Origin of the sequence: Leptospira fainei serovar Hurstbridge str. BUT 6 (assembly GCF_000306235.2) — a bacterium.
GTDB lineage: Bacteria > Spirochaetota > Leptospiria > Leptospirales > Leptospiraceae > Leptospira_B > Leptospira_B fainei.
In genome coordinates this window covers 841,894-860,253 of record NZ_AKWZ02000010.1, presented here as the reverse complement: position 1 = coordinate 860,253, position 18,360 = coordinate 841,894, and the positions used below count along the sequence as shown (strand labels likewise).

Genomic DNA, 18,360 nt, shown 5'->3' with positions numbered 1-18,360 from the left:
GGAGAGACATTGATGAATCTAGAGCTACGTGCTCAAGCGGATCCGGAGTGGGAAGGGTCGAGAATCGATAAATTCTTGAAAGCGACTCTCGGAGATGAGATATCTCGTGCCTCTGTGCAGCATTGGATCGACTCCGGATGGGTAAAGGAGAATTCGGGAAGAATTATCGATAAATCTTCCTATAAAGTAACTTCGGGAGAAATTTTCGAAATTTCGGTTCCACCCAAACCTCCATTAAATCTGGAACCGATTCAAATGGATTTGGAGGTGTTGAAAGAAACGACCAACTATATGATTATTCGAAAACCGGCTGGAATTGCTTCTCATAGTGGACCCGGTGATCGTTCCGCGACCCTAGTTAACGGACTTTTATATAAATTTAAGGAATTATCTCAGCTAGGCGGGGAAGCAAGACCGGGAATTGTTCACCGTTTGGATAAACCGACGGAAGGGTTAATGCTTATTGCTAAGAATGATTTTGCACACGCAAAATTGTCCGAGCTTTTTAGAAAAAGGGAAATTACCAAGAAATACTTAGCTTGGACCCAAGGATCTCTTCCGGAAGGAGAGGGAACGATCGATCTACCGATAGGCCGACATCCGACCGAGAGACTTAAGATGACGGTTACTCCCAAAGGTCGCCCATCCGTGACGCATTATAAAGTTCTAAAAACGCTAGTATCCAAAAGCGGCCGAAAATTCTCACTTGTAGAGGCACTTTTGGAAACCGGAAGGACCCATCAAATTAGGGTTCATATGCAAAGTCAAAGATCTCCCGTAATCGGAGATTTGCTTTATTCCAGAAATGCCCCTATTTTCGAATCTTTTGGACTATTATTAGTTTCTTATCATTTGGAATTCATGGACCCCTTTTCCGGTGAAGAGGTGAAAATTATACTTCCTGTTCCTGAGCGTTTCATTCGATTTGAGACGAGCACGGATCGTTTTTAATATTTACGATCGACTCATTCAAAACGAGTCGCTCGCCTGTCTCTAAATAAAGTTATTTTAAAGATCGGGATCGATTTCATCGGTCTCGTAACGAATTTTTTATCGCAATCCTCACGATCAAAGTGGCGGCTTTCGAAACACAAATTGAATCGAAAAAATTTACTCATTAATTTACGAATTCGACCTCGTTAAAGAGTTAAGATTAATTCCGTTTTTTGATTGGCTCTTCCGGAAATCGATCGTAATCTTAGAGATGAATGGATGAAAATAGGATTGAAAAAGTTAAGCGGGGATTTTGGCCGAAGGTTAAGAAAGTTGCCGGTAAAGTTCCCTTTTTACCGGATGCGATCTCGTTATATTTTGCTATGTTGGATCCGGAAACACCTCTAAAAGCGAAATTAACCATCGCCGGCGCCTTAGCCTACTTTCTGACGCCTTTTGATGCCATTCCGGATATCCTTATCGGGGCCGGTTATCTAGATGATGCGGCCGTCATTGCGGCGGTTATAAGTGCGGCGACGATCTATGTAAAGGAAGGACATAGAAAAAAAGCGGATGATTTTCTAGATTCGGAATCGAAACGGAATTAAGTCAATGTTCGTCTCTTGTAACTTCCTTTACTAAATACAGCCTTCGGTCAGCTTGAACGAAAACGTGAAAGTCCTTTTTCAATGAGCTACGAAAACGAAATAAAAATTCGATACCAGCATTTCTTAAACTTTGCGCCGAAGGTTATGGATTTTCTAATTCATACTCATCGAGACGAGGACCTTTCGATTTCTTACAAAGGAAATATAGAATCGGATCTGGTTACCAAAGCCGATAAAGGTTCGGAAAATCTGATTGTAGACGAGATTCGAAATGTATTTCCTCAAGATCATATTTTGGGTGAAGAAGGTTCCTCGTATGAAGGAACCACATCATTTAAATGGATTATAGATCCGTTGGACGGAACGGTGAACTACTCGCATAGAGTTCCACTCTACTGTAGCTGCATTGGCTTAGAGGATATCGAGAGAAGAACGCCCGTCATGGGAATCGTGCCGCTACCTGCAATGGGACAGATTTATCATGCGATGGAAGGCGGAGGTGCCTTCAGGGATAAGTCGAGAATTTCGGTGTCTAAAACGAAGGAAATAAAACACGCTCTTTTATGTACAGGTTTTCCGTATGATCGCGAAGATCGAATTGATCGACTCGTTTTCAATCTTCGAAATTTCTTGCTAAAGTCGAGAGGCGTTCGTCGCACAGGCTCTGCAGGCTTGGATATATGTTGGGTTGCCGATGGAAAATTTGACGCGTTTTGGGAAGAAGATTTAAAACCTTGGGATATGACTGCCGCTGCGGCTATTCTACTTGAAGCCGGAGGAAAGCTCAGCACGTATGATAATAACGACTTTCATCCTTACGTCTCAAACCTAGTGGCTTCAAACGGAAAACTTCACGATAGAATGATTGAGATTTTGGAAGAATTTCTGAATAAACCGTAAGGTTTCTCGTTTCGTAATAAAACTGCGGAATTCTCGATTTTTTTCTTAGAAAGCGAATCGTTCGTTATTTTTGTTGAGTCTAATGGTTAAGTTACTTAATTATTAAGTAGGTGAATTAAATGGCTCGCGCCAAAACAGACAAACTCCAGGAATTATCGGAAAGGTTTAGAACCTTTTCCAGAGACTTGAAGAAAGAATTCGGCCAGGTAATTTCGCAAGAAGGCTATACGATGAACGAATTTATCGTGCTTCGAAACCTTTTTCTGAATCGACTTCGGTCAGCGGACCTTGCGCGTGAATTGGATGTTAGTCCCGCTTATATAACCGTTTTGATCGAGAAATTAAGGGCAAAAGGACTTTTAGATGCAATTCGAAACGAAGGTGATCGAAGGGCCTGGGATTTGGAACTAACTTCAACCGGGAAGAAAATCTTTCAGAAATTGGATTCGAAAATCACGGATTGCGTGAGTGAGCGCTTTCAAATGTTGGACGCGGCAGAAATCGAATCCTTAAACAAGATGATGATTCGTTTGTCGGAAAGAAAGGATTGATGATATTTGTAGTCGCTACGTCCGCTGAGACTTTCGGCCGGTCGACATAAAGTATGTAAGAAACGTTTTATTCGCGTTGTTGCTCCGGGAATTCTAATTGCAGTTCTTGCACATATACTTCTAACGGTTTCCCCATCGGTTTTCTTGCCGGGTAAGACGCGAAAATAGTTCTTCCAGATAAAAGCGACTAACGGAACCTGGACTTCTTATGAACTGGATATCGTTAATTATTGCAGGTCTTTTCGAAGTAGGTTTTACTACCTGCATGAAGCTTTCTAACGGATTCAGAGATTGGAAATACGCTGTAGCGTTTCTGTTCTTCGCATGTTTAAGTTTCTTTTTTCTGAATCGATCCACTCAGACGATTTCGTTAGGGACCGCATATGCAGTCTGGACGGGAATCGGTGCGGCAGGAACCGTACTTATAGGAATTTTCTTTTTCGGGGAGTCGGCCGGGGCTTGGCGAATATTCTTCTTATCGACGTTGATTGCTTCCGTCGTCGGACTAAAATTCGTGGCGATAGAGTAGGTTGCCGAATTATTCCGAATATCTTCGGCGGATCGTTCGCTCGACTATATTAATCAATTTCTTTTCGACAATGTTCGGATTAAAATTCGACTGAACATATCTTTTTCCGTTGATTCCCATAATCTCCCTTTCTTTCGGGTGAGAAACAAGATAATCCGCTACTGCGGCAAAACTCTGCTTATCAATGTAATACAGACCGCCGTTACTTCTTAGACAATGACCCTTTAATACTTCCGACTTTCCGTTCACTAATACCGCAGTTCCCCGTATCCATGCTTCCATTAAAATTATAGAAAAACTTTCCATCGGAGAAGGATTGATGAGTACGTCCGCTTCTAAAATGCGGCGAGCCTTCTCGGATTCTTCCACGAATCCTAGGACTTGAAGGAACGGATGCTTCGTAAGCTTGTGGAGCAATTTAAGGTCGCCCTTACCGGCTAATAAAAGTTTATCCTGCCTTCCGGTTCTTCGTTGCCAGTCCGCGAAAAAATCCACAAGCTCTGAAACTCCTTTGCCTTCGTCGATTCTACCGACGTAAAGAAAATCGAAGAAATCCGTTTCTTTCTTTAAAGGTTTGCGTTCGAGCATTTCCGGTTCCGGCGTCTCAAGGTGCATACCGATTACGTTTTCTAAAGACGGAGAAAAACCGTAAATATTCTGAAATAGAGTTCTTTCCTCGGGAGTATTGAAGCTATACGCGGAATCGTCTTTGAAAAGATTTCGATAGATGGAAAGTCTTGCAGGAGGTTCGTCGTGCAGAGTGGGAATTACCAAAGATTTTTTGGCGACCAATGGAAGTCCATAAACCATCGGATAATACAAATAAGAAACGAAAACGAAAACATCGTAGTCTCTTTCATTTGTTTCGATATATTGTATAAGGTCGGGGCAGTAAGGCCCTTGCATTTCCACCCAAATTCGTTCTCGATCTTCCTCTGATTTGAAAGCGTTCTTAGAAAAGGGACCGTATGAGCGATCGTTTAAAATCCGATCGGAATATTTATTGAATTTTTGAATTTGTCGCTCTTTCTCGACTGAAAAGCGAAGTATTCGGATTCGATCTTCGCTATTTGTTTCCAACCATTCGGAGGAAATCCTTTTTTCTATATCCGGTCCCAATTGAACGGGGGTAATTTCTTTGACAGGAATCTGATTTTTCCAGCTTATATAATCCAACGACCGTGTGGATAAAACCGTTACCTCGTAGAACTTGGAAAGCATCAAAGTATAAAGATAAATTAATCTTTCCGAGCCACCGGAAACTCTCCCTGAAAAAATCGGAGTTACAATAGCTAAGCGTCTACGAGAATTCTGCAAGGATCGGCCTCAAAATGGATTCAGGACGGACTGTGGAAAAGTTTTGGATTCTTTTTTCTTGAGTATCAAGGACGGCTCTATTTAGTTTCGGGTCCGTCACTATCTTATTGGCTAATTCGGCGAGAAAATCCATTTTCTTTTCTTTAAATAAGACTCCGGCGCCGGATAAAGTTTCGCTGACTGCACCGGCATCGAAAGCCATTACCGGAATTCCGTGAACCATGGCTTCCAGTAAAGGGACGCAAAATCCCTCATGCTCGCTCATCGAAATGAACAAATCACATTCGCGATACATCTTCTGCAAGCCTTCGTCCGTTAAAAAATCGGTGATAATGACGTTCCTGCGTAATTTATAAAAATCTAACATTCTCTCCAATTCTTCCCTGTATAGATAAAGCTCTTTCGAGCTGAAACCGACCAAGAAGAGTTGAAAATCATCGCCGAAAGTATTTAAATAATAGTATGCGAAACGGATTAAGTCGTCCTGTCTTTTATTCGGAGAAATCCTGCCTACAAAAAGAAATCGAGGTCCTCTTGCTTGCAATTCGGCTATTCTTGGCCCGAAGAAGATAGGCTTTGCGGGAATTTGATAAGTGATCGGTAAAAGTCTAACGTTTTCGTAACCGAGTTCCTCTAATTCCTTCTTATTAAATTCCGAGACGGCAAACGATGATGAAAATTCGTCTTTGATTTGCGTTAGTTCCTCTCTACCTTTGCGCAGAAGATAGGTTAATTTTAAATCATATTTTTCAAAATAGGACGGAGGCGTCACATTATGATAAACGAGAATCTTGGGCTGCTTTGTTTTTTGAATAAAGTCCAAGACATTCGAATGTATCGAGTGGTGATAAAATAAAATATCTCTTCCTTTCGGTCTAAAATATTTATATTTTCTAACGTAAGTGGCCGTTCCCGGACCCATGTTCTCGGCAAATATTTCGGAAGAATACCCTAGCTTTCGAAATACCGATCTAAGGGAGGACATTTCGTTGGAAATGGCGTCGCCTAAATTAAAACCGGCTGCAAACTGATGAATTCCCTGCTTTCCCATTTCAGTGCACGGACGAGCTCGTTTCTCTAACGGTCAGCAGTTGTTTAAAAAAGCGGTCAAAAGGAATCGAGTTATACTCCTCCACGACTTCCCTACGTTTGACGGAAGCTTCTTCTCCGGGTAAAGGTCTTCCTGAGCCTTCCGTTTGTAAAACCAGATGAATCCATTCAGCCAGTTTTCGAAGACTGTTTAAGTCTTTATTCCTAAAAAGAAATCCCGCTCCCCGCAGAGTTTCCGAAACGGACGTGCAGGAATAAGCGAATACGGGAAGATCTTTGCTTAATGCTTCCACGAGGGGAATGCCGAAGCCTTCATGCTCGCTCATGCTTATGTAAGCGTCCATTTCATCCCAAAATCTGCCCATCTCCTGGTCGGTCGGACTCATTCTAAATTGAATGTTTTCCCCTAAGCCTAAATCCCAGGCCATTCGTTTTAAATGAGAGAAATATTTACCGAATATAACCGGAACGGATCCGCAAATTAGAATCCTGTATTTACTATTGATTCGCTTAAGAAAATACACTAACAGTAATAGATCTTCGATTTTTTTATTAGGCGCTATTCTTCCCACGAATCCGAGGGTATAACCGTTTTTTTTTCGATCGTTTCGTCCCGACCACTGGTATTTGCGGACGATTGGTAAAACCTTCGAATTCATTATGTTCAAATCTTCCAGATTGGAAGCGCTATATTTGGAACTCGAAATGAAGGCCTCAACGGAGCGACTGAGTTTATGAAGTTCCAAAATCGAACGTTTAAACTCGAGAGAGAATAGATGAAATAAATCTTCCTCTACAAACGGTTTAAAGAAAATGGGGGGTGTCACGTTTTGGAATCGAATGAATTTCTTTCCCGGTAAAGCCAAAAATTCGTCCAACGGATAACCCGGTCCGCCGTATTGAAGAATATGAGTTTGATTTCTATTCTCGTATTCCCGCCAATTTTCGTCCCAAAAATTTCGGATCACAAAATCTTCGGTGCTAAAATTGGAAAGACAGACGATTTCGGACGGAATTTGTATCGCGTCTAAAGTCGCAGATATTCCTTTCATATCGTTTCCGATTCCATCATAATCACGGAATTCGGTGACATGCTGATAGACTTTCATTTTCTAAAACTAAGTACGGCAAAGCCGTCGCCGACTTTCGTTTCCACGACGTTCTTAAATCCCAATTTTCTAAGAAACTCTCTGAGAGAAGATTCTCCGACCTGTGTTAAAAGAACGGGTTGAAAGGGAGAAGCGAATCGGTTCGAAAAATTTGAATATCTAAATAAAAATTCGGTACCTGGGGCGGCCTTTTGGGCTAAGGTTCTAAATAATTTTTCTAGAACCCAATTCGGCAAAAGACATAGATTCGACGGTAAAACGATTTTAGAAGGAAGCGGAGGTTGAGGTATCAGCTCATCGAAGGAAAGCAATTCGACCGAATTGAAAACCTGATCTTTTATGAAATTATGATGATTCGCGTTCCAGGTCACGCAGCGAAACTCGATTTGAGCCTTCAGTAGATGCTTTAGGAATTTTCCCCATTCAGGATTGAGAACTAAGACCGAATTTCCGGGTGAGATCAACGATAGTAGTAGCTTCTCACTTTCTTCCAGCGTTTCTTCTTCGTAAAGAAATTCGCTGGACCAAAGAAATTCCGGTTTAATTTCCCTACGTAGCGAATAGTTCAATTCAATAAATTCGTTATAGAATCGCTCGAACTTACGCTTCAGTTTTTCATGATCGCCCCGCAGAAGGATCAATTCGTTTAATACACTGTAAAAAGCTCTAGTTCGGTTTTCAGAAAGTTTCTTATCTAAGAACGCGTAAAATTCTACGAGGCTGATAAAGATCCATCGAAGCGGACCTCGAATGAATCGGAATTTGGGGTTCGTAAATTTGGGAGGGGCAATCCCTTTTTCGAATAAGTGCGCGGTTTCTGCGGCATCAAACTCTCGATATCCTTCCGGGGACTCGGGAGAAAACTTCCATCGGGAAAGTTTTTCAAGTTCTTCTTTCGTGACAGGGCGTCGGGCCAATCTTGACTCGATTTCTTCCATCAACTCCCGGACATTCACGGAAGTGTCTTTGATTTCAATAATATCGGGAGATCTTTCTTCCATAGAACCCGGGACTTTTATTCGATTGTTTTTTTCTCTATCGACAAAACAATCGTATTTTTGTTCGGTTTTTGCCGATCATTCGTTCCATGAAATGTCTCGTAACCGGTGCGGAGGGATTTGTAGGGACATATCTGGTCCGCGAACTCCTAAAACGGTCCGGATATGATGTCCTTGGTTTGGGGGTTCGGGATCAAAGCCGGGACCTGCCATTCCCTTTCCGTGTCTGCGACTTGCGGGATTATAATAATCTTTCAAATTTGTTACGGGATTTTGTTCCAGACTTAGTATTTCATCTGGCTGGTCAGGCATTCGTTCCTAGAGCCATCGAAGACCCGTATGAAACGCTGGAAATTAATGTCGGTGGAACTCTTAATCTTCTAGAATTATTGCGACGTTCGAATCGGAAAGTAAGGTTTTTGTACGTGTCTTCCGCCGATGTCTACGGAAATCTTACTTCGGAAAATCTTCCGGTCCGGGAAGAAACCCTACCTAAACCTCTCAATCCGTATTCATCTTCGAAAGTTGCCGCCGAAACATATTGCCTTCAATACGCGAGATATAATCAGGGTCTGGAAACGATCGTATCTAGACCCTTTAATCATATCGGCGTAGGACAAAATTCCAAATTTGTGGTTCCGAATTTTTGCAGACAAATTTTAGAAGTCGCGAACGCGGAAAATACGAAATTTCCGAAAGAAATTTTAGTCGGAGATTTAAATCCTACGAGAGATTTTTTACATGTGCAAGATGTGATAGAAGCGTATATCTTGCTCGCCGAGCGCGGAATGACGGGAGAAATTTATAATATATGCTCCGGTACGGAAACCAAGATATCCGAAGTGCTAAATTGGATGATAGAATTTAGCAAAGTTTCTATTACTCCAAAAATCGATCCGGCAAGAATACGTGCGGCGGAAATGCTTCGCTCTGTAGGAGATAATTCTAAATTAAAATCTCTAGGATGGAAGCCTAAGATTGCGATTAAGGATGCCGTTCGCGAAATTTTCGAACATATTCAATTATCCGAATTTAGTTAGTTATTAAAGAACAGAACCTTTCCAGGTTTTCGTTCCGCTTCCATCGATCGGGAAAGGGTTTCCCAAATATTTGGGTGCGGTATTTGTCAGGTTCATATCGATCCAAGCAAGTGTTCTTGCAAAGAATTCTCTGAAACGACTAAAGGGACCGCTGACATACGGTCTTCGATCCGATTCATAGGATTGGAATTCTAGTCCGATTTTTTTCGCAATGAACGCCGCCCGAGGCTGGTGGAATTTCTGGCTCACAAAAATCGCATCCTTAACTTGGAAGATCTCCTTGGCGCGAACTAATGTGTCGAGTGTTCGGAATCCTGCATGGTCGACAAAAACATCGCGCTGATTTACATTTCTTTCTAAAACGTAAATCAACATCGGCTTCACTTCATTGTAGTAACTACTACCGTTGTCTCCCGATAATAGAATTTTTCGAACCTTCCCATGGCGATATAGCTCCAAAGCGCAATCTAAACGATCTTTCAATACAGGGGACGGTGCGTTTCTATAAACGGAAGCGCCCGGGACGATTGCGACTGTAGCCGGTTTTAAAGATCGATAATTTCCCGCATGAGGAGTTCTTAGTTCGTATTCCCGTTCAATGGATAGATCGATCGAGGCAGGGACGCCGAAACAGAGCGCGAGTATAAAGATTGCAGCGAGCCTCTTTTTACCGTTCCAAAAAGCTCTTTTTTCAGGATGAGATTCGAAGGTCAAAAGGAAGGGAGGCATGCGTAAAAGGATTTAGATTTTGAAAGTAGGGGAAAGGATTTTTCCTAATTCTCGCGCCAGCCCCAAAGAATTATGTTCTCTAATCCGCTAACGGCTCCGTTTTTTTCAAAAAACCATATTTTCGGGTCGATCAGAGGAAACGGACTTTGTAAAATGGGGTCTCAGGATTAGAAGACTATGGACAGAATCGGGCTTATGTTTCTATCGAATTCATTTGTCAGAGTCGTTCTAACCGCTAGCTTCATTACCCCAGCCGCACTTTTCGCCGAAGAGCCTCCTCGCGCTAAAATTATCCATGCAAATCAATATCGCGGTACTTCTTCCGTGTATCGGACGGAGAGAGCGGCCGGTGTGGTTTTCGGAGATATAGAATCATTAAGAAATCGTTATACTTTAACCGAGCCACAGCTCGAGCAAATAGCGAGAATAAACCGTAGGTACAAGAAGGAGCACGAAAAATGGCTGCGCCTTCTTTCTCCAAAGCAAGTCGAATTGGAACTTTTGCTTATGGAAGAAAATCCGGATCTGATAAAAGTCCGGGTTCTTGTACAGTCGATCGGGAAATATACATCCGAAATTCGGATGAACCAGATCGCACATCGGCTCGCTATCGAAAGGGTTTTAACTTTCGAACAAAGAAAGCGGGGGAAGGAAAAGGAATCCGTTACCCTACCCGAGGAGCATAGGGAAGCTCCCGGGTTCCCCTTGAACTTATTCGTTCCCGAAAGAATTGTGCTGCCCTTACCGGGCATCCTTCACTGAGGAAAAGAGACAATGGAACAGAAAGAATTTGCGATCCTAATCGATTCAACTAAGCACATCGTGCTTTCCGCTATTAAAAAGAACTTATACGAGGAGTTTTACGATTCGATCGACGACGTAGCTCAAGAAACGTATATTCGAGCTTATAAGAGTTTGGCCGCCAACAAGTTTAGAGGGGACTCTTCTCATAGCACATGGCTTTATACGATTGCAAGGAATGAATCCCTTCGTATGAACCAAAAGCGGATGCGCCAAGCAAATCTTGCGACGAAACTCAAGGAAAAAGTGGTGCAAGATTCCATTTTGAATCCGAGAGACGAAATGGATGACAGCGGAGCCGAATTGGAACTCAAGGATTTGATTTCAAATCTGCCTTGGAAATATAAATCCGTCTTGGCTCTCGTTTCGGAAGGATATAAGGAGCAACAAATTGCGCAAAAGTTGGGTATTCCCGAAGGAACGGTAAAATCTCGATCCTTTAGAGGAAAGCAAATGCTGAAAAAACTATTTTTCCCGGAAAGCTGAGGAAATAGGAGTTAATTAGGCAAAAATGAAAGGGAACAAGAAAGACAAACTCGAAGAAGAGATTTCTCGTCGCCTTGATAGCCATACTTGGAACGACCAGATTTCGAATTTGGTTTTTCAGCAACGAAAAACGTCCCGCATTCGATGGATTGCGGGAATTACGATGAGCGGATTTACTATCGGAGCAATTGCTTTCTCTTCCTTGATGGTTCATCAACCGGGCGAATCCACCCAACCGAATTGGCAGGTTTGGGTGGAAGAGCAGATAGAAGGAACCTATGAGGATGCTGAAACTAGTATGCAAACCTCCGATCTTAGCAACGAGGAATTGCAGGATAAACAACTCCCGAATTCCCCGTTGATGGATGTGGAAACGCTTATCGAAACTTCTTTCGAGCAAAGGTAGAACAATCAGTATTGATTTTTTTCCTTTTGGAAAAACTACGCTTGATATTGTAACAAACACTATACACTCTTAAGAGCGGATTGGTTGGGTGACAAATCCGAGTTAGAAATATCCCGTGATAAATATTAAAGGGATATAGGGAGTAAGATCCAGTGTTTTCACTAAAAGAAACAAATCCGAGCCGCCCAGTTCCAAACCTTCCACCGGGAACTTTCGGGTTCCCGGCATTAAGATACCTACCGTTTTTAAGTAGAGATACGATCGGATTTTTCCGAATGCTTCATACGAAGTACGGTAAGACTGTCCGATTCGGAATTAGAAAAATCGTAATTCATTTAATTACTCAACCGGAGGACATCAAGCGAGTTCTTCAAGAAAATAGTCAGAATTATCACAAGGGCATTTTTTATAAAGAACTCGGAAGAATTCTAGGGAGAGGTCTCCTGAATAGCGAGGGCGAGTTTTGGAAGAAACAAAGAAAGTTGATCCAACCTTCCTTTCATCGTCAAAGAATCTCCGAGTTCGTGGAAGTTATGGCAAACGAGACGGACAAAATGCTCGAGACTTGGAAAACTAAGTCCACTCTCGACGTTTCGAAGGAGATGATGCATTTAACGTTCGCGATTGTAGGAAGAACTCTTTTTAAAACCGAAGTCACGAGTTATGCAAATCGGATTGAGTCGGCTTTAACGATTGCTCTGGAAATAACGACAAAGCGAATTAAGAAATTGGTTCCACCGCCGTTTCACTGGCCGACTCCGGGAAACATAAAATTGAAAAAAGCTGTGAAAGAAATGCATTCGGTCGTGGAGGAGTTGATTGAGGAAAGAAAGAAAACTCCGTCAAACGATATCATATCTATGTTGCTTGAGGTCAAGGATGAGGAGACCGGCGAGAGAATGAGTGAAACTCAAGTAAGAGACGAAGCTATCACTTTACTTTTAGCCGGGCATGAAACGACTGCGAACGCACTTTCTTGGGCCTTTTATTTACTAACTCAAAATCCTGACGCTTATGAAAAAATAAGACAAGAATCGATAAACGTATTAGGAGATCGTAATCCTACATTGGACGATATTCAAAATCTAACTTATACGAGGAAGGTTTTGGATGAAACTCTTAGATTGTACCCTCCTGCATGGGTGATCGAACGCAGATCGATGGGCTGGGATACGCTAGGCGGGTACGATGTTCCTCCGGGAACGAATATATCGATCTGTATTTTTAACGTGCATCGAAATCCGGATTTTTGGGAAGACCCCGATAAATTCGATCCGGATCGATTTGACGAAGAAAGGTCCAAGGACAGACCTAAAAACGCTTATATTCCTTTCGGCGGAGGTCCTAGGGTATGCATCGGTAATATTTTTGCGATAACAGAGGCAGTGCTTGTGCTGGCCCTTGTCGCCAAAAAATTTCGATTTCGATTGAGAACGGAAAAACCTGTCGTTTTGGAACCTTTAGTCACATTAAGACCTAAATATGGAATTCATCTAGATCTAGTTTCCACTTGACCGATCCTTCCAGGTCGAAATCCTTCTTTTGAGAGGATTTCGACCATGGAAAAGATGATTAAAAAGCGCATCGACCAGGTTAAGGAAAAGGGTCACCAGAGGTTAACCGTTCTCCTGATCCCTCACGGATTTGATAAATCTTTCCATTTCCAAATATCCATATTCACCATTTTCTTTTTAGTCGGTCTTTTATTTTCGATCGTAGGTATTGCCGTCCTAGGAATCGTAAAATACAATAATACTCGTATTCAGATCAATGCACTCGCCTCCGTTTACGGAAAGTATTTCGACGAATATATCGAATATAGCGCAAAGCTAGACGATATTCAGGATGATTTCTTAACGTTAACCGAAAATCTTCAAGAAATCCATTCGCTGACCGATGGACAAGCGGAAGAACTACTGAAACTCCCTGATGATTCGGATATCGACGGGGTTGCTTTTAACGAATTGAAGACTGAAGAAACGGCGGATAAAGATTTGATGCTAGGTCGATCGTATCTTTCCGAAATATACGGGTATCGTACCGTTCGAGTCTCTATGGAAAAAAATCGGGCGCTCGTTGATTCGGTTTACGACTTTTTGGATACCCGCTACGGGATCATGAATGCACTCCCGTTCGGAGAGCCGCTGACATCGTATAATCTTACTTCATATTACGGAATGCGACGTTCTCCGACCTTCGGATATATGGAATTTCATGACGGAGTCGATTTGGCAAATGTCCCGAATACTCCTATCTATTCTACCGGGGACGGAAGAGTGTATCGTGCGATTCATTCTCCGAGGGGATACGGAAATCATATCGTAATACAGCATGCGAACGGCTATTATAGTCTATACGGCCATTGCACCCGCCTTCTAGTGAAGGAAGGGGATACGGTTTACAAAGGGCAATTGATTGCAACCGTAGGTTCCACCGGAAATGTTACCGGACCTCATGTCCATTACGAAGTTTGGATAGGGGAATCAAATCGTACGGATCCGATGGATTATATGAAAGTCGGAATCGGTCAATATTAAAATAATATAATTTAGTATGCCTAGAAAACTTTCCGTCGAAGAAAAAAAAGCTACTAGTAAAAATTCCTCCAAGAAACCCGATGCAAAAAAGGTTAAGGCTGACGACGCCATTCCTTCTCCTAAAAACGCTGAAAAAGAAATGCGCGTTTTGGAAAAGGAAATTCGCCATCATCAGTATCTCTATTATGTAAGAAATAAGCCTATTATATCCGATTTTGAATTCGATAAAAAGTTTAAACGATTACAGAGCCTAGAGCAAACATATCCGAAGCTGATGGATCCTGCCAGTCCAACGTTAACGGTCGGCTCGGATCTGGATAAGGATTTTCAGAAATTCACCCATAAGTTACCGGTTCTTTCTCTTGAGAATACGTATAGTGAAGAAGATCTTTTGGATTGGATTCAAAAAACGGATCCGAACGGTCTTTACTCCGTGGAGTGGAAAATAGACGGAGCGTCTTTAATGCTCTATTATGAAAATGGAGTGTTAGCAAACGGAGTGACTCGAGGAACCGGAGGAATCGGAGACGATGTCACGGATAATATCAGGACAATTCGAAGCATTCCGTTGCGATTGGAAGAGAACTTATCCGTATATCTCCGCGGAGAAGTCTATATGACTTATAAGGACTTCGAGGAGTTCAATGAATCCTACGAAGGTAAATTCGCAAATCCTAGAAATCTCGCTTCAGGCTCTCTCAAACAGAAAAATTCAATGGAAGTCGCTAAAAGACCGCTTCGCATTTTCACATACGATGCATTCTTTCCCGATACGAAGTTGAAATTTAAAACCCACGAAGAGGTAATGAAAAAGGCGGAAGACTTGAAGTTTCCGCTCCCTCCCGATACGAAATTAATTCCCGGCACCGAAGTCGCCGCAGCGATTCGCGAGTTCAAAAAGAAAAAGGAAAAATTGGGTTTTCCGACGGACGGCTTGGTGATTAAGTTAAACGATTTGGCGCAAAGACAGGCTTTAGGTTATACGTCTCATTCTCCGCGTTGGGCGAGAGCTTATAAATTCGATTCCCTCATGAAGGAGAGCAAGATCGTGGGCATCGATTATGCCGTAGGTCGAACCGGAAAAATAACGCCGCGCGCGGAAATCGAACCTATCAATCTAGCCGGTACTACTGTGACATTCGCCACTTTGCACAATCAGGATTATATCGATGAACTCGGAATCGGTATCGGCGCTACGGTCAGAGTTTCAAAGCGGGGTGAAATTATTCCAGCCGTAGAGGAAGTAGTCGTACCTGGCAAAAAAGTTTTTAAAATTCCAAATATCTGTCCTTCGTGCGGATCGGAAACGAATAAGCGAGAGGATTCGGTAGATCAATTTTGCCCGAACCCGGAATGTCCGGATAGGGTTAAAAACGGAATCATTTTCTTTTGCTCTCGAAAGCAAATGGATATTGAAGGATTGGGCGAAAAGCAGGTCGAATTTTTATATGACCAAGGTTACATTAAAGATCTTGCAGATTTATATAAACTCGGCAAGCATAAAGATAAGCTTTTAGAGGAAGACGGATACGGAGAAAAAAGCGTAAGCTTGATTCTTAATGGAATAGAGGAATCCAAAAGGAAGGATTTTAGATTCGTACTTTCATCTCTTGGACTTCGCGAAATCGGTCCTAAGGTAGCCGAACTTTTGATAGAGCACGGATATGAATCGATGGACTCGATTATAGAAGCTGCAAATAGTTCGAGTAAGTCGGAATCCTTATTGGAAATACCGGGGATCGGGCCATCCACCGTCGAAGCGATCGTAGAAAGCTTTACGGATAAGAGAATCTTAAAGTTAGTCGATCGGTTAAAAAAAGCCGGGATCAAAATGAAGGCCGACCCGATCGCAAAGGCGGATAAGCAACCGTTTGCGGGTCAAACATGGTGCGTTTCAGGTTCTTTCGAAAACTTCCAGCCTAGAGAAAAGGCGATCGACCTCGTGGTCTTTTACGGAGGCAAAAAGGTCGGATCTGTCTCTTCAAAAACGACACATTTATTGGCGGGCCCCGGAGCAGGATCTAAGTTGGAGAAAGCGAAGGAATTGGGAATCACGGTCGTATCGGAAGCGGAATTCTTGGACCTACTGCGCCAAAACGATATCGCATTTTCTTAAAAGAATGACTAGCAAAAGATGCGCAAAATGTTCCAGTTTCTTTGATTGCCGGGTCGATAGCGGCGGTTGTTGGTGTGAAACTTTGATCCTTAATCCTGAAGTCTTGAAGGACTTACGCGACTTATATTCTAATTGTTTATGCCCTATTTGTTTGAGGGAATATGAGTCTTCTCAGGAAGCACCATAGAATTCTTTAACCCTTTCTATTATATGATCACCGTTCATTGAACGATTGTTCACAAATGATTCGGATTTTTTAATTTCACGAAAAATGGATTGAACCAAGCGTTGTCAAAAGTAGAGTTTCCGTCCTAAACGGTCGCTGTACTCGGTTAAAACCGTTTTGAGGGGAATTTGGAAAACAATCGAAAGTATTTTTATGACATGCTGGAAAAGGCAGCATCTCGATTTCCAGCAAAGGAAAGCTTTTCTAAAAGAACGAAAGCAGGCATACAAGGGCGAACCTTTTCGCAATTGAAGACGTTAACGGATCATCTCATCGGAGGATTGATTCAAGCAGAAGTTCTAAAAGACGATAAAATACTCTATCTTTGCGATGCTAGCAGCAATTGGATTTTAGGCGATATCGCCATTATTAGCGCAGGTGCGATCTCGGTCCCAAGGGGCACCGACGTTGTGGACGAGGATATTCTTTATATCGTAAACCATTCCGAAAGTAAATATGCTCTGGTTCAGAAGGAGAAAGATAAACAACGCATTCTTAATTTATCCTCTAAGCTTCCTTCCTTGAAAAAGATATATGTGTTAGAGGATGATATAGGAGAACTAAAAACCGGACCTGAGAGCGTAGGCGAATTGATTGAAAAAGGAAAAGCCTATATATCTCAAAATTCGGATTGTATTAAGAAAAGATTAAAGGAAAAAAGTCCCGACGAATTAGCGACCCTCATCTACACTTCGGGAACGACGGGAGCTCCAAAAGGAGTCATGTTAACTCAAACAGGATGGATTTCCGCAGTCGAAAAGGTGATAGGGTTCGTGGGACTTAAATCTTCGGATTCGGGAATCAGCCTTTTACCGCCCTGGCACGCTTTTGAGCGAGCGATCGAATACTGCATTATAGAACTAGGTGCGGAATTTCTAGTATCTAACATTAATAATTTAAAGGAAGACTTAAAAGAATTTAAACCTACCCTGTTTCCTTCCGTCCCTAGAATTTGGGAATCTCTATATAATGGAATCATGAATAAGGTCGCCAAAGAATCTTCTGTCAAGAGGTCTTTATTCAATTTTTTTCTGAAAGTCGGAATGAGTTGGGCTGAGAAAAAATCCGTTCTATTCGATTATGATTTCAGAATCATGAAACCCAACTCAATACTGCGATTGCTGCAGAAACTCGAAGCCTTCTTCGGTCTGATTTTTTTATCACCGCTTAAGCTCGGTGCAATTCTGATTTTTAGAGGGGTTCATCAAGCTCTCGGAGGCAGATTGCGGGTATCCGTCTCTGCCGGCAGCGCCTTACCCTCCGTAGTCGATAAGTTTCTTTCAGGAATCGGTTTAATCGTTCTCGAAGGATACGGAATGACGGAAACTTCCGCAGTACTTTCCATTCGAAAATCGAACCGGCCTTCGCCCGGCACAGTGGGAACTCCTATAGCCGGATATGAATGCGTCATTAAGGACGAAGCCGGAAATCCGGTGATTCAAGGAAAAAAAGGAAATCTCTGGATAAAATCTAAACAGGTTCTTATAGGTTATTATAAGCGTCCCGAACTCAATGCTACCGTTTTCGACAAGGATGGTTTCTTCGATACCGGAGATATAATGCGGTTCAATTATAGAAACGAATTGGTTTTTACCGGTCGTGCGAAGGATACTATCGTCCTTGCAGGCGGGGAAAATGTGGAACCGGTTCCCGTTGAGGATCAGTTATTGAATTCGCCTTATATAAATCAAGTTATGGTAACGGGCCATGATGCTAAGCATCTCGTTGCATTAATCGTTCCGGATTTCGAAAAGCTGCGAGCGGAATTTCACGACCTGCCTGAAGATCCGGTTGCTTGGAACGATCACCCGAAAGTTAGGGAAATTTTCAAATCAGAAGTTTCGACTCGAATTTCCCGAAAAAATGGGTTTAAATCGTTTGAAGTAGTTCCGCAAAACGCCTTCTATATCGTGCCGAGGCCTTTCGACCCGGATAAAGAGATGACGCGAACTCTTAAAATGAAACGAAACGAAATCTTAGATAGCTTCAAAAAAGAAATAGATGCGCTTACTAAACCGTAATAT

Annotated in this window: 19 protein-coding genes; 14 read left to right on the top strand and 5 right to left on the bottom strand. The window is 42.3% G+C overall.

What is annotated here, in order from left to right:
- Positions 1–12 precede the first annotated feature (12 nt).
- From LEP1GSC058_RS13180 to LEP1GSC058_RS13160, 5 genes are all read left to right on the top strand, one after another.
- Positions 13–951 carry an RluA family pseudouridine synthase gene (locus tag LEP1GSC058_RS13180; RefSeq protein ID WP_016550342.1) on the top strand — a complete coding sequence of 313 codons (939 nt, stop codon included), beginning with the start codon at positions 13–15 and terminating at the stop codon, positions 949–951.
- Between the two features lie 257 nt (positions 952–1,208).
- Entirely contained in the window at positions 1,209–1,541 is a 333-nt protein-coding gene (locus tag LEP1GSC058_RS13175; protein ID WP_016549429.1) for a YkvA family protein, read from the top strand.
- An 81-nt stretch (positions 1,542–1,622) separates the two neighbouring features.
- Positions 1,623–2,441 carry an inositol monophosphatase family protein gene (locus LEP1GSC058_RS13170; RefSeq protein ID WP_016550572.1) on the top strand — a complete coding sequence of 273 codons (819 nt, stop codon included), beginning with the start codon at positions 1,623–1,625 and terminating at the stop codon, positions 2,439–2,441.
- A 119-nt stretch (positions 2,442–2,560) separates the two neighbouring features.
- Positions 2,561–2,992 carry a MarR family winged helix-turn-helix transcriptional regulator gene (locus tag LEP1GSC058_RS13165; protein ID WP_016549787.1) on the top strand — a complete coding sequence of 144 codons (432 nt, stop codon included), beginning with the start codon at positions 2,561–2,563 and terminating at the stop codon, positions 2,990–2,992.
- Between the two features lie 208 nt (positions 2,993–3,200).
- Positions 3,201–3,521: a DMT family transporter gene (locus LEP1GSC058_RS13160; RefSeq protein WP_039948379.1), complete on the top strand. Its 321-nt coding sequence runs from the start codon at positions 3,201–3,203 to the stop codon at positions 3,519–3,521.
- A gap of 9 nt (positions 3,522–3,530) precedes the next feature.
- On the opposite strand, the gene LEP1GSC058_RS13155 is transcribed toward LEP1GSC058_RS13160, so the two are convergent.
- Genes LEP1GSC058_RS13155 through LEP1GSC058_RS13140 form a run of 4 tightly spaced genes read right to left on the bottom strand, consistent with a single transcriptional unit; the run spans position 3,531 to position 7,998 of the window.
- Entirely contained in the window at positions 3,531–4,838 is a 1,308-nt protein-coding gene (locus LEP1GSC058_RS13155) for a glycosyltransferase family 4 protein (RefSeq protein ID WP_016550407.1), read from the bottom strand.
- Entirely contained in the window at positions 4,822–5,889 is a 1,068-nt protein-coding gene (locus LEP1GSC058_RS13150; RefSeq protein ID WP_016549871.1) for a glycosyltransferase family 4 protein, read from the bottom strand. Before LEP1GSC058_RS13150 ends, LEP1GSC058_RS13155 begins: the two co-directional genes overlap by 17 nt.
- Position 5,890: 1 nt before the next feature.
- Positions 5,891–6,997, bottom strand: a complete 1,107-nt coding sequence (locus tag LEP1GSC058_RS13145; RefSeq protein WP_039948378.1) for a glycosyltransferase family 4 protein — start codon at positions 6,995–6,997, stop codon at positions 5,891–5,893.
- Positions 6,994–7,998, bottom strand: coding sequence for an LIC_10202 family protein (locus LEP1GSC058_RS13140; RefSeq protein WP_016550871.1), 1,005 nt, complete (start codon positions 7,996–7,998; stop codon positions 6,994–6,996). The genes LEP1GSC058_RS13145 and LEP1GSC058_RS13140 overlap by 4 nt, the downstream gene beginning before the upstream one ends.
- A gap of 86 nt (positions 7,999–8,084) precedes the next feature.
- Between LEP1GSC058_RS13140 and LEP1GSC058_RS13135 the strand changes: the two genes are divergently transcribed.
- Positions 8,085–9,035, top strand: coding sequence for a GDP-mannose 4,6-dehydratase (locus LEP1GSC058_RS13135; protein WP_039948377.1), 951 nt, complete (start codon positions 8,085–8,087; stop codon positions 9,033–9,035).
- A 3-nt stretch (positions 9,036–9,038) separates the two neighbouring features.
- On the opposite strand, the gene LEP1GSC058_RS13130 is transcribed toward LEP1GSC058_RS13135, so the two are convergent.
- Entirely contained in the window at positions 9,039–9,764 is a 726-nt protein-coding gene (locus LEP1GSC058_RS13130) for a SanA/YdcF family protein (protein ID WP_016550614.1), read from the bottom strand.
- A gap of 177 nt (positions 9,765–9,941) precedes the next feature.
- On the opposite strand from LEP1GSC058_RS13130, the gene LEP1GSC058_RS13125 reads away from it, so the two are divergent.
- The 8 genes from LEP1GSC058_RS13125 to LEP1GSC058_RS13095 all read left to right on the top strand — a co-directional run bounded on the left by LEP1GSC058_RS13125 (position 9,942) and on the right by LEP1GSC058_RS13095 (position 18,357).
- Complete coding sequence (locus tag LEP1GSC058_RS13125; protein ID WP_016550660.1) at positions 9,942–10,526, top strand: hypothetical protein; 585 nt, start codon at positions 9,942–9,944, stop codon at positions 10,524–10,526.
- A 12-nt stretch (positions 10,527–10,538) separates the two neighbouring features.
- The gene (locus tag LEP1GSC058_RS13120; protein WP_016549720.1) at positions 10,539–11,051 is read left to right on the top strand and encodes an RNA polymerase sigma factor; all 513 of its coding nucleotides are present in this window, start codon (positions 10,539–10,541) and stop codon (positions 11,049–11,051) included.
- A gap of 25 nt (positions 11,052–11,076) precedes the next feature.
- Positions 11,077–11,457: a hypothetical protein gene (locus LEP1GSC058_RS13115; protein ID WP_016550438.1), complete on the top strand. Its 381-nt coding sequence runs from the start codon at positions 11,077–11,079 to the stop codon at positions 11,455–11,457.
- Between the two features lie 152 nt (positions 11,458–11,609).
- Positions 11,610–12,971 (top strand): cytochrome P450, encoded by a 1,362-nt coding sequence (locus tag LEP1GSC058_RS13110; protein ID WP_039948376.1) that lies wholly within the window; start codon positions 11,610–11,612, stop codon positions 12,969–12,971.
- A gap of 45 nt (positions 12,972–13,016) precedes the next feature.
- Entirely contained in the window at positions 13,017–13,994 is a 978-nt protein-coding gene (locus tag LEP1GSC058_RS13105; protein WP_016550301.1) for a M23 family metallopeptidase, read from the top strand.
- A 139-nt stretch (positions 13,995–14,133) separates the two neighbouring features.
- Positions 14,134–16,110: an NAD-dependent DNA ligase LigA gene (gene ligA / locus LEP1GSC058_RS13100; protein WP_051133828.1), complete on the top strand. Its 1,977-nt coding sequence runs from the start codon at positions 14,134–14,136 to the stop codon at positions 16,108–16,110.
- Between the two features lie 4 nt (positions 16,111–16,114).
- Positions 16,115–16,297 (top strand): cysteine-rich CWC family protein, encoded by a 183-nt coding sequence (locus tag LEP1GSC058_RS20630; RefSeq protein ID WP_084680409.1) that lies wholly within the window; start codon positions 16,115–16,117, stop codon positions 16,295–16,297.
- Between the two features lie 167 nt (positions 16,298–16,464).
- Positions 16,465–18,357 carry an AMP-dependent synthetase/ligase gene (locus LEP1GSC058_RS13095; protein WP_039948375.1) on the top strand — a complete coding sequence of 631 codons (1,893 nt, stop codon included), beginning with the start codon at positions 16,465–16,467 and terminating at the stop codon, positions 18,355–18,357.
- The last annotated feature ends 3 nt before the right edge of the window (positions 18,358–18,360 follow it).

Coding starts and splice junctions, on each gene's coding strand:
- LEP1GSC058_RS13130 (WP_016550614.1), bottom strand. CDS start 9,764: ATGCCTCCCTTCCTTTTGACCTTCGAATCTCATCCTGAAAAAAGAGCT.
- LEP1GSC058_RS13170 (WP_016550572.1), top strand. CDS start 1,623: ATGAGCTACGAAAACGAAATAAAAATTCGATACCAGCATTTCTTAAAC.
- LEP1GSC058_RS13175 (WP_016549429.1), top strand. CDS start 1,209: ATGGATGAAAATAGGATTGAAAAAGTTAAGCGGGGATTTTGGCCGAAG.
- LEP1GSC058_RS13125 (WP_016550660.1), top strand. CDS start 9,942: ATGGACAGAATCGGGCTTATGTTTCTATCGAATTCATTTGTCAGAGTC.
- LEP1GSC058_RS13160 (WP_039948379.1), top strand. CDS start 3,201: ATGAACTGGATATCGTTAATTATTGCAGGTCTTTTCGAAGTAGGTTTT.
- ligA (WP_051133828.1), top strand. CDS start 14,134: ATGCGCGTTTTGGAAAAGGAAATTCGCCATCATCAGTATCTCTATTAT.
- LEP1GSC058_RS13145 (WP_039948378.1), bottom strand. CDS start 6,997: ATGAAAGTCTATCAGCATGTCACCGAATTCCGTGATTATGATGGAATC.
- LEP1GSC058_RS13165 (WP_016549787.1), top strand. CDS start 2,561: ATGGCTCGCGCCAAAACAGACAAACTCCAGGAATTATCGGAAAGGTTT.
- LEP1GSC058_RS20630 (WP_084680409.1), top strand. CDS start 16,115: ATGACTAGCAAAAGATGCGCAAAATGTTCCAGTTTCTTTGATTGCCGG.
- LEP1GSC058_RS13120 (WP_016549720.1), top strand. CDS start 10,539: ATGGAACAGAAAGAATTTGCGATCCTAATCGATTCAACTAAGCACATC.
- LEP1GSC058_RS13135 (WP_039948377.1), top strand. CDS start 8,085: ATGAAATGTCTCGTAACCGGTGCGGAGGGATTTGTAGGGACATATCTG.
- LEP1GSC058_RS13105 (WP_016550301.1), top strand. CDS start 13,017: ATGGAAAAGATGATTAAAAAGCGCATCGACCAGGTTAAGGAAAAGGGT.
- LEP1GSC058_RS13150 (WP_016549871.1), bottom strand. CDS start 5,889: ATGGGAAAGCAGGGAATTCATCAGTTTGCAGCCGGTTTTAATTTAGGC.
- LEP1GSC058_RS13115 (WP_016550438.1), top strand. CDS start 11,077: ATGAAAGGGAACAAGAAAGACAAACTCGAAGAAGAGATTTCTCGTCGC.
- LEP1GSC058_RS13140 (WP_016550871.1), bottom strand. CDS start 7,998: ATGGAAGAAAGATCTCCCGATATTATTGAAATCAAAGACACTTCCGTG.
- LEP1GSC058_RS13180 (WP_016550342.1), top strand. CDS start 13: ATGAATCTAGAGCTACGTGCTCAAGCGGATCCGGAGTGGGAAGGGTCG.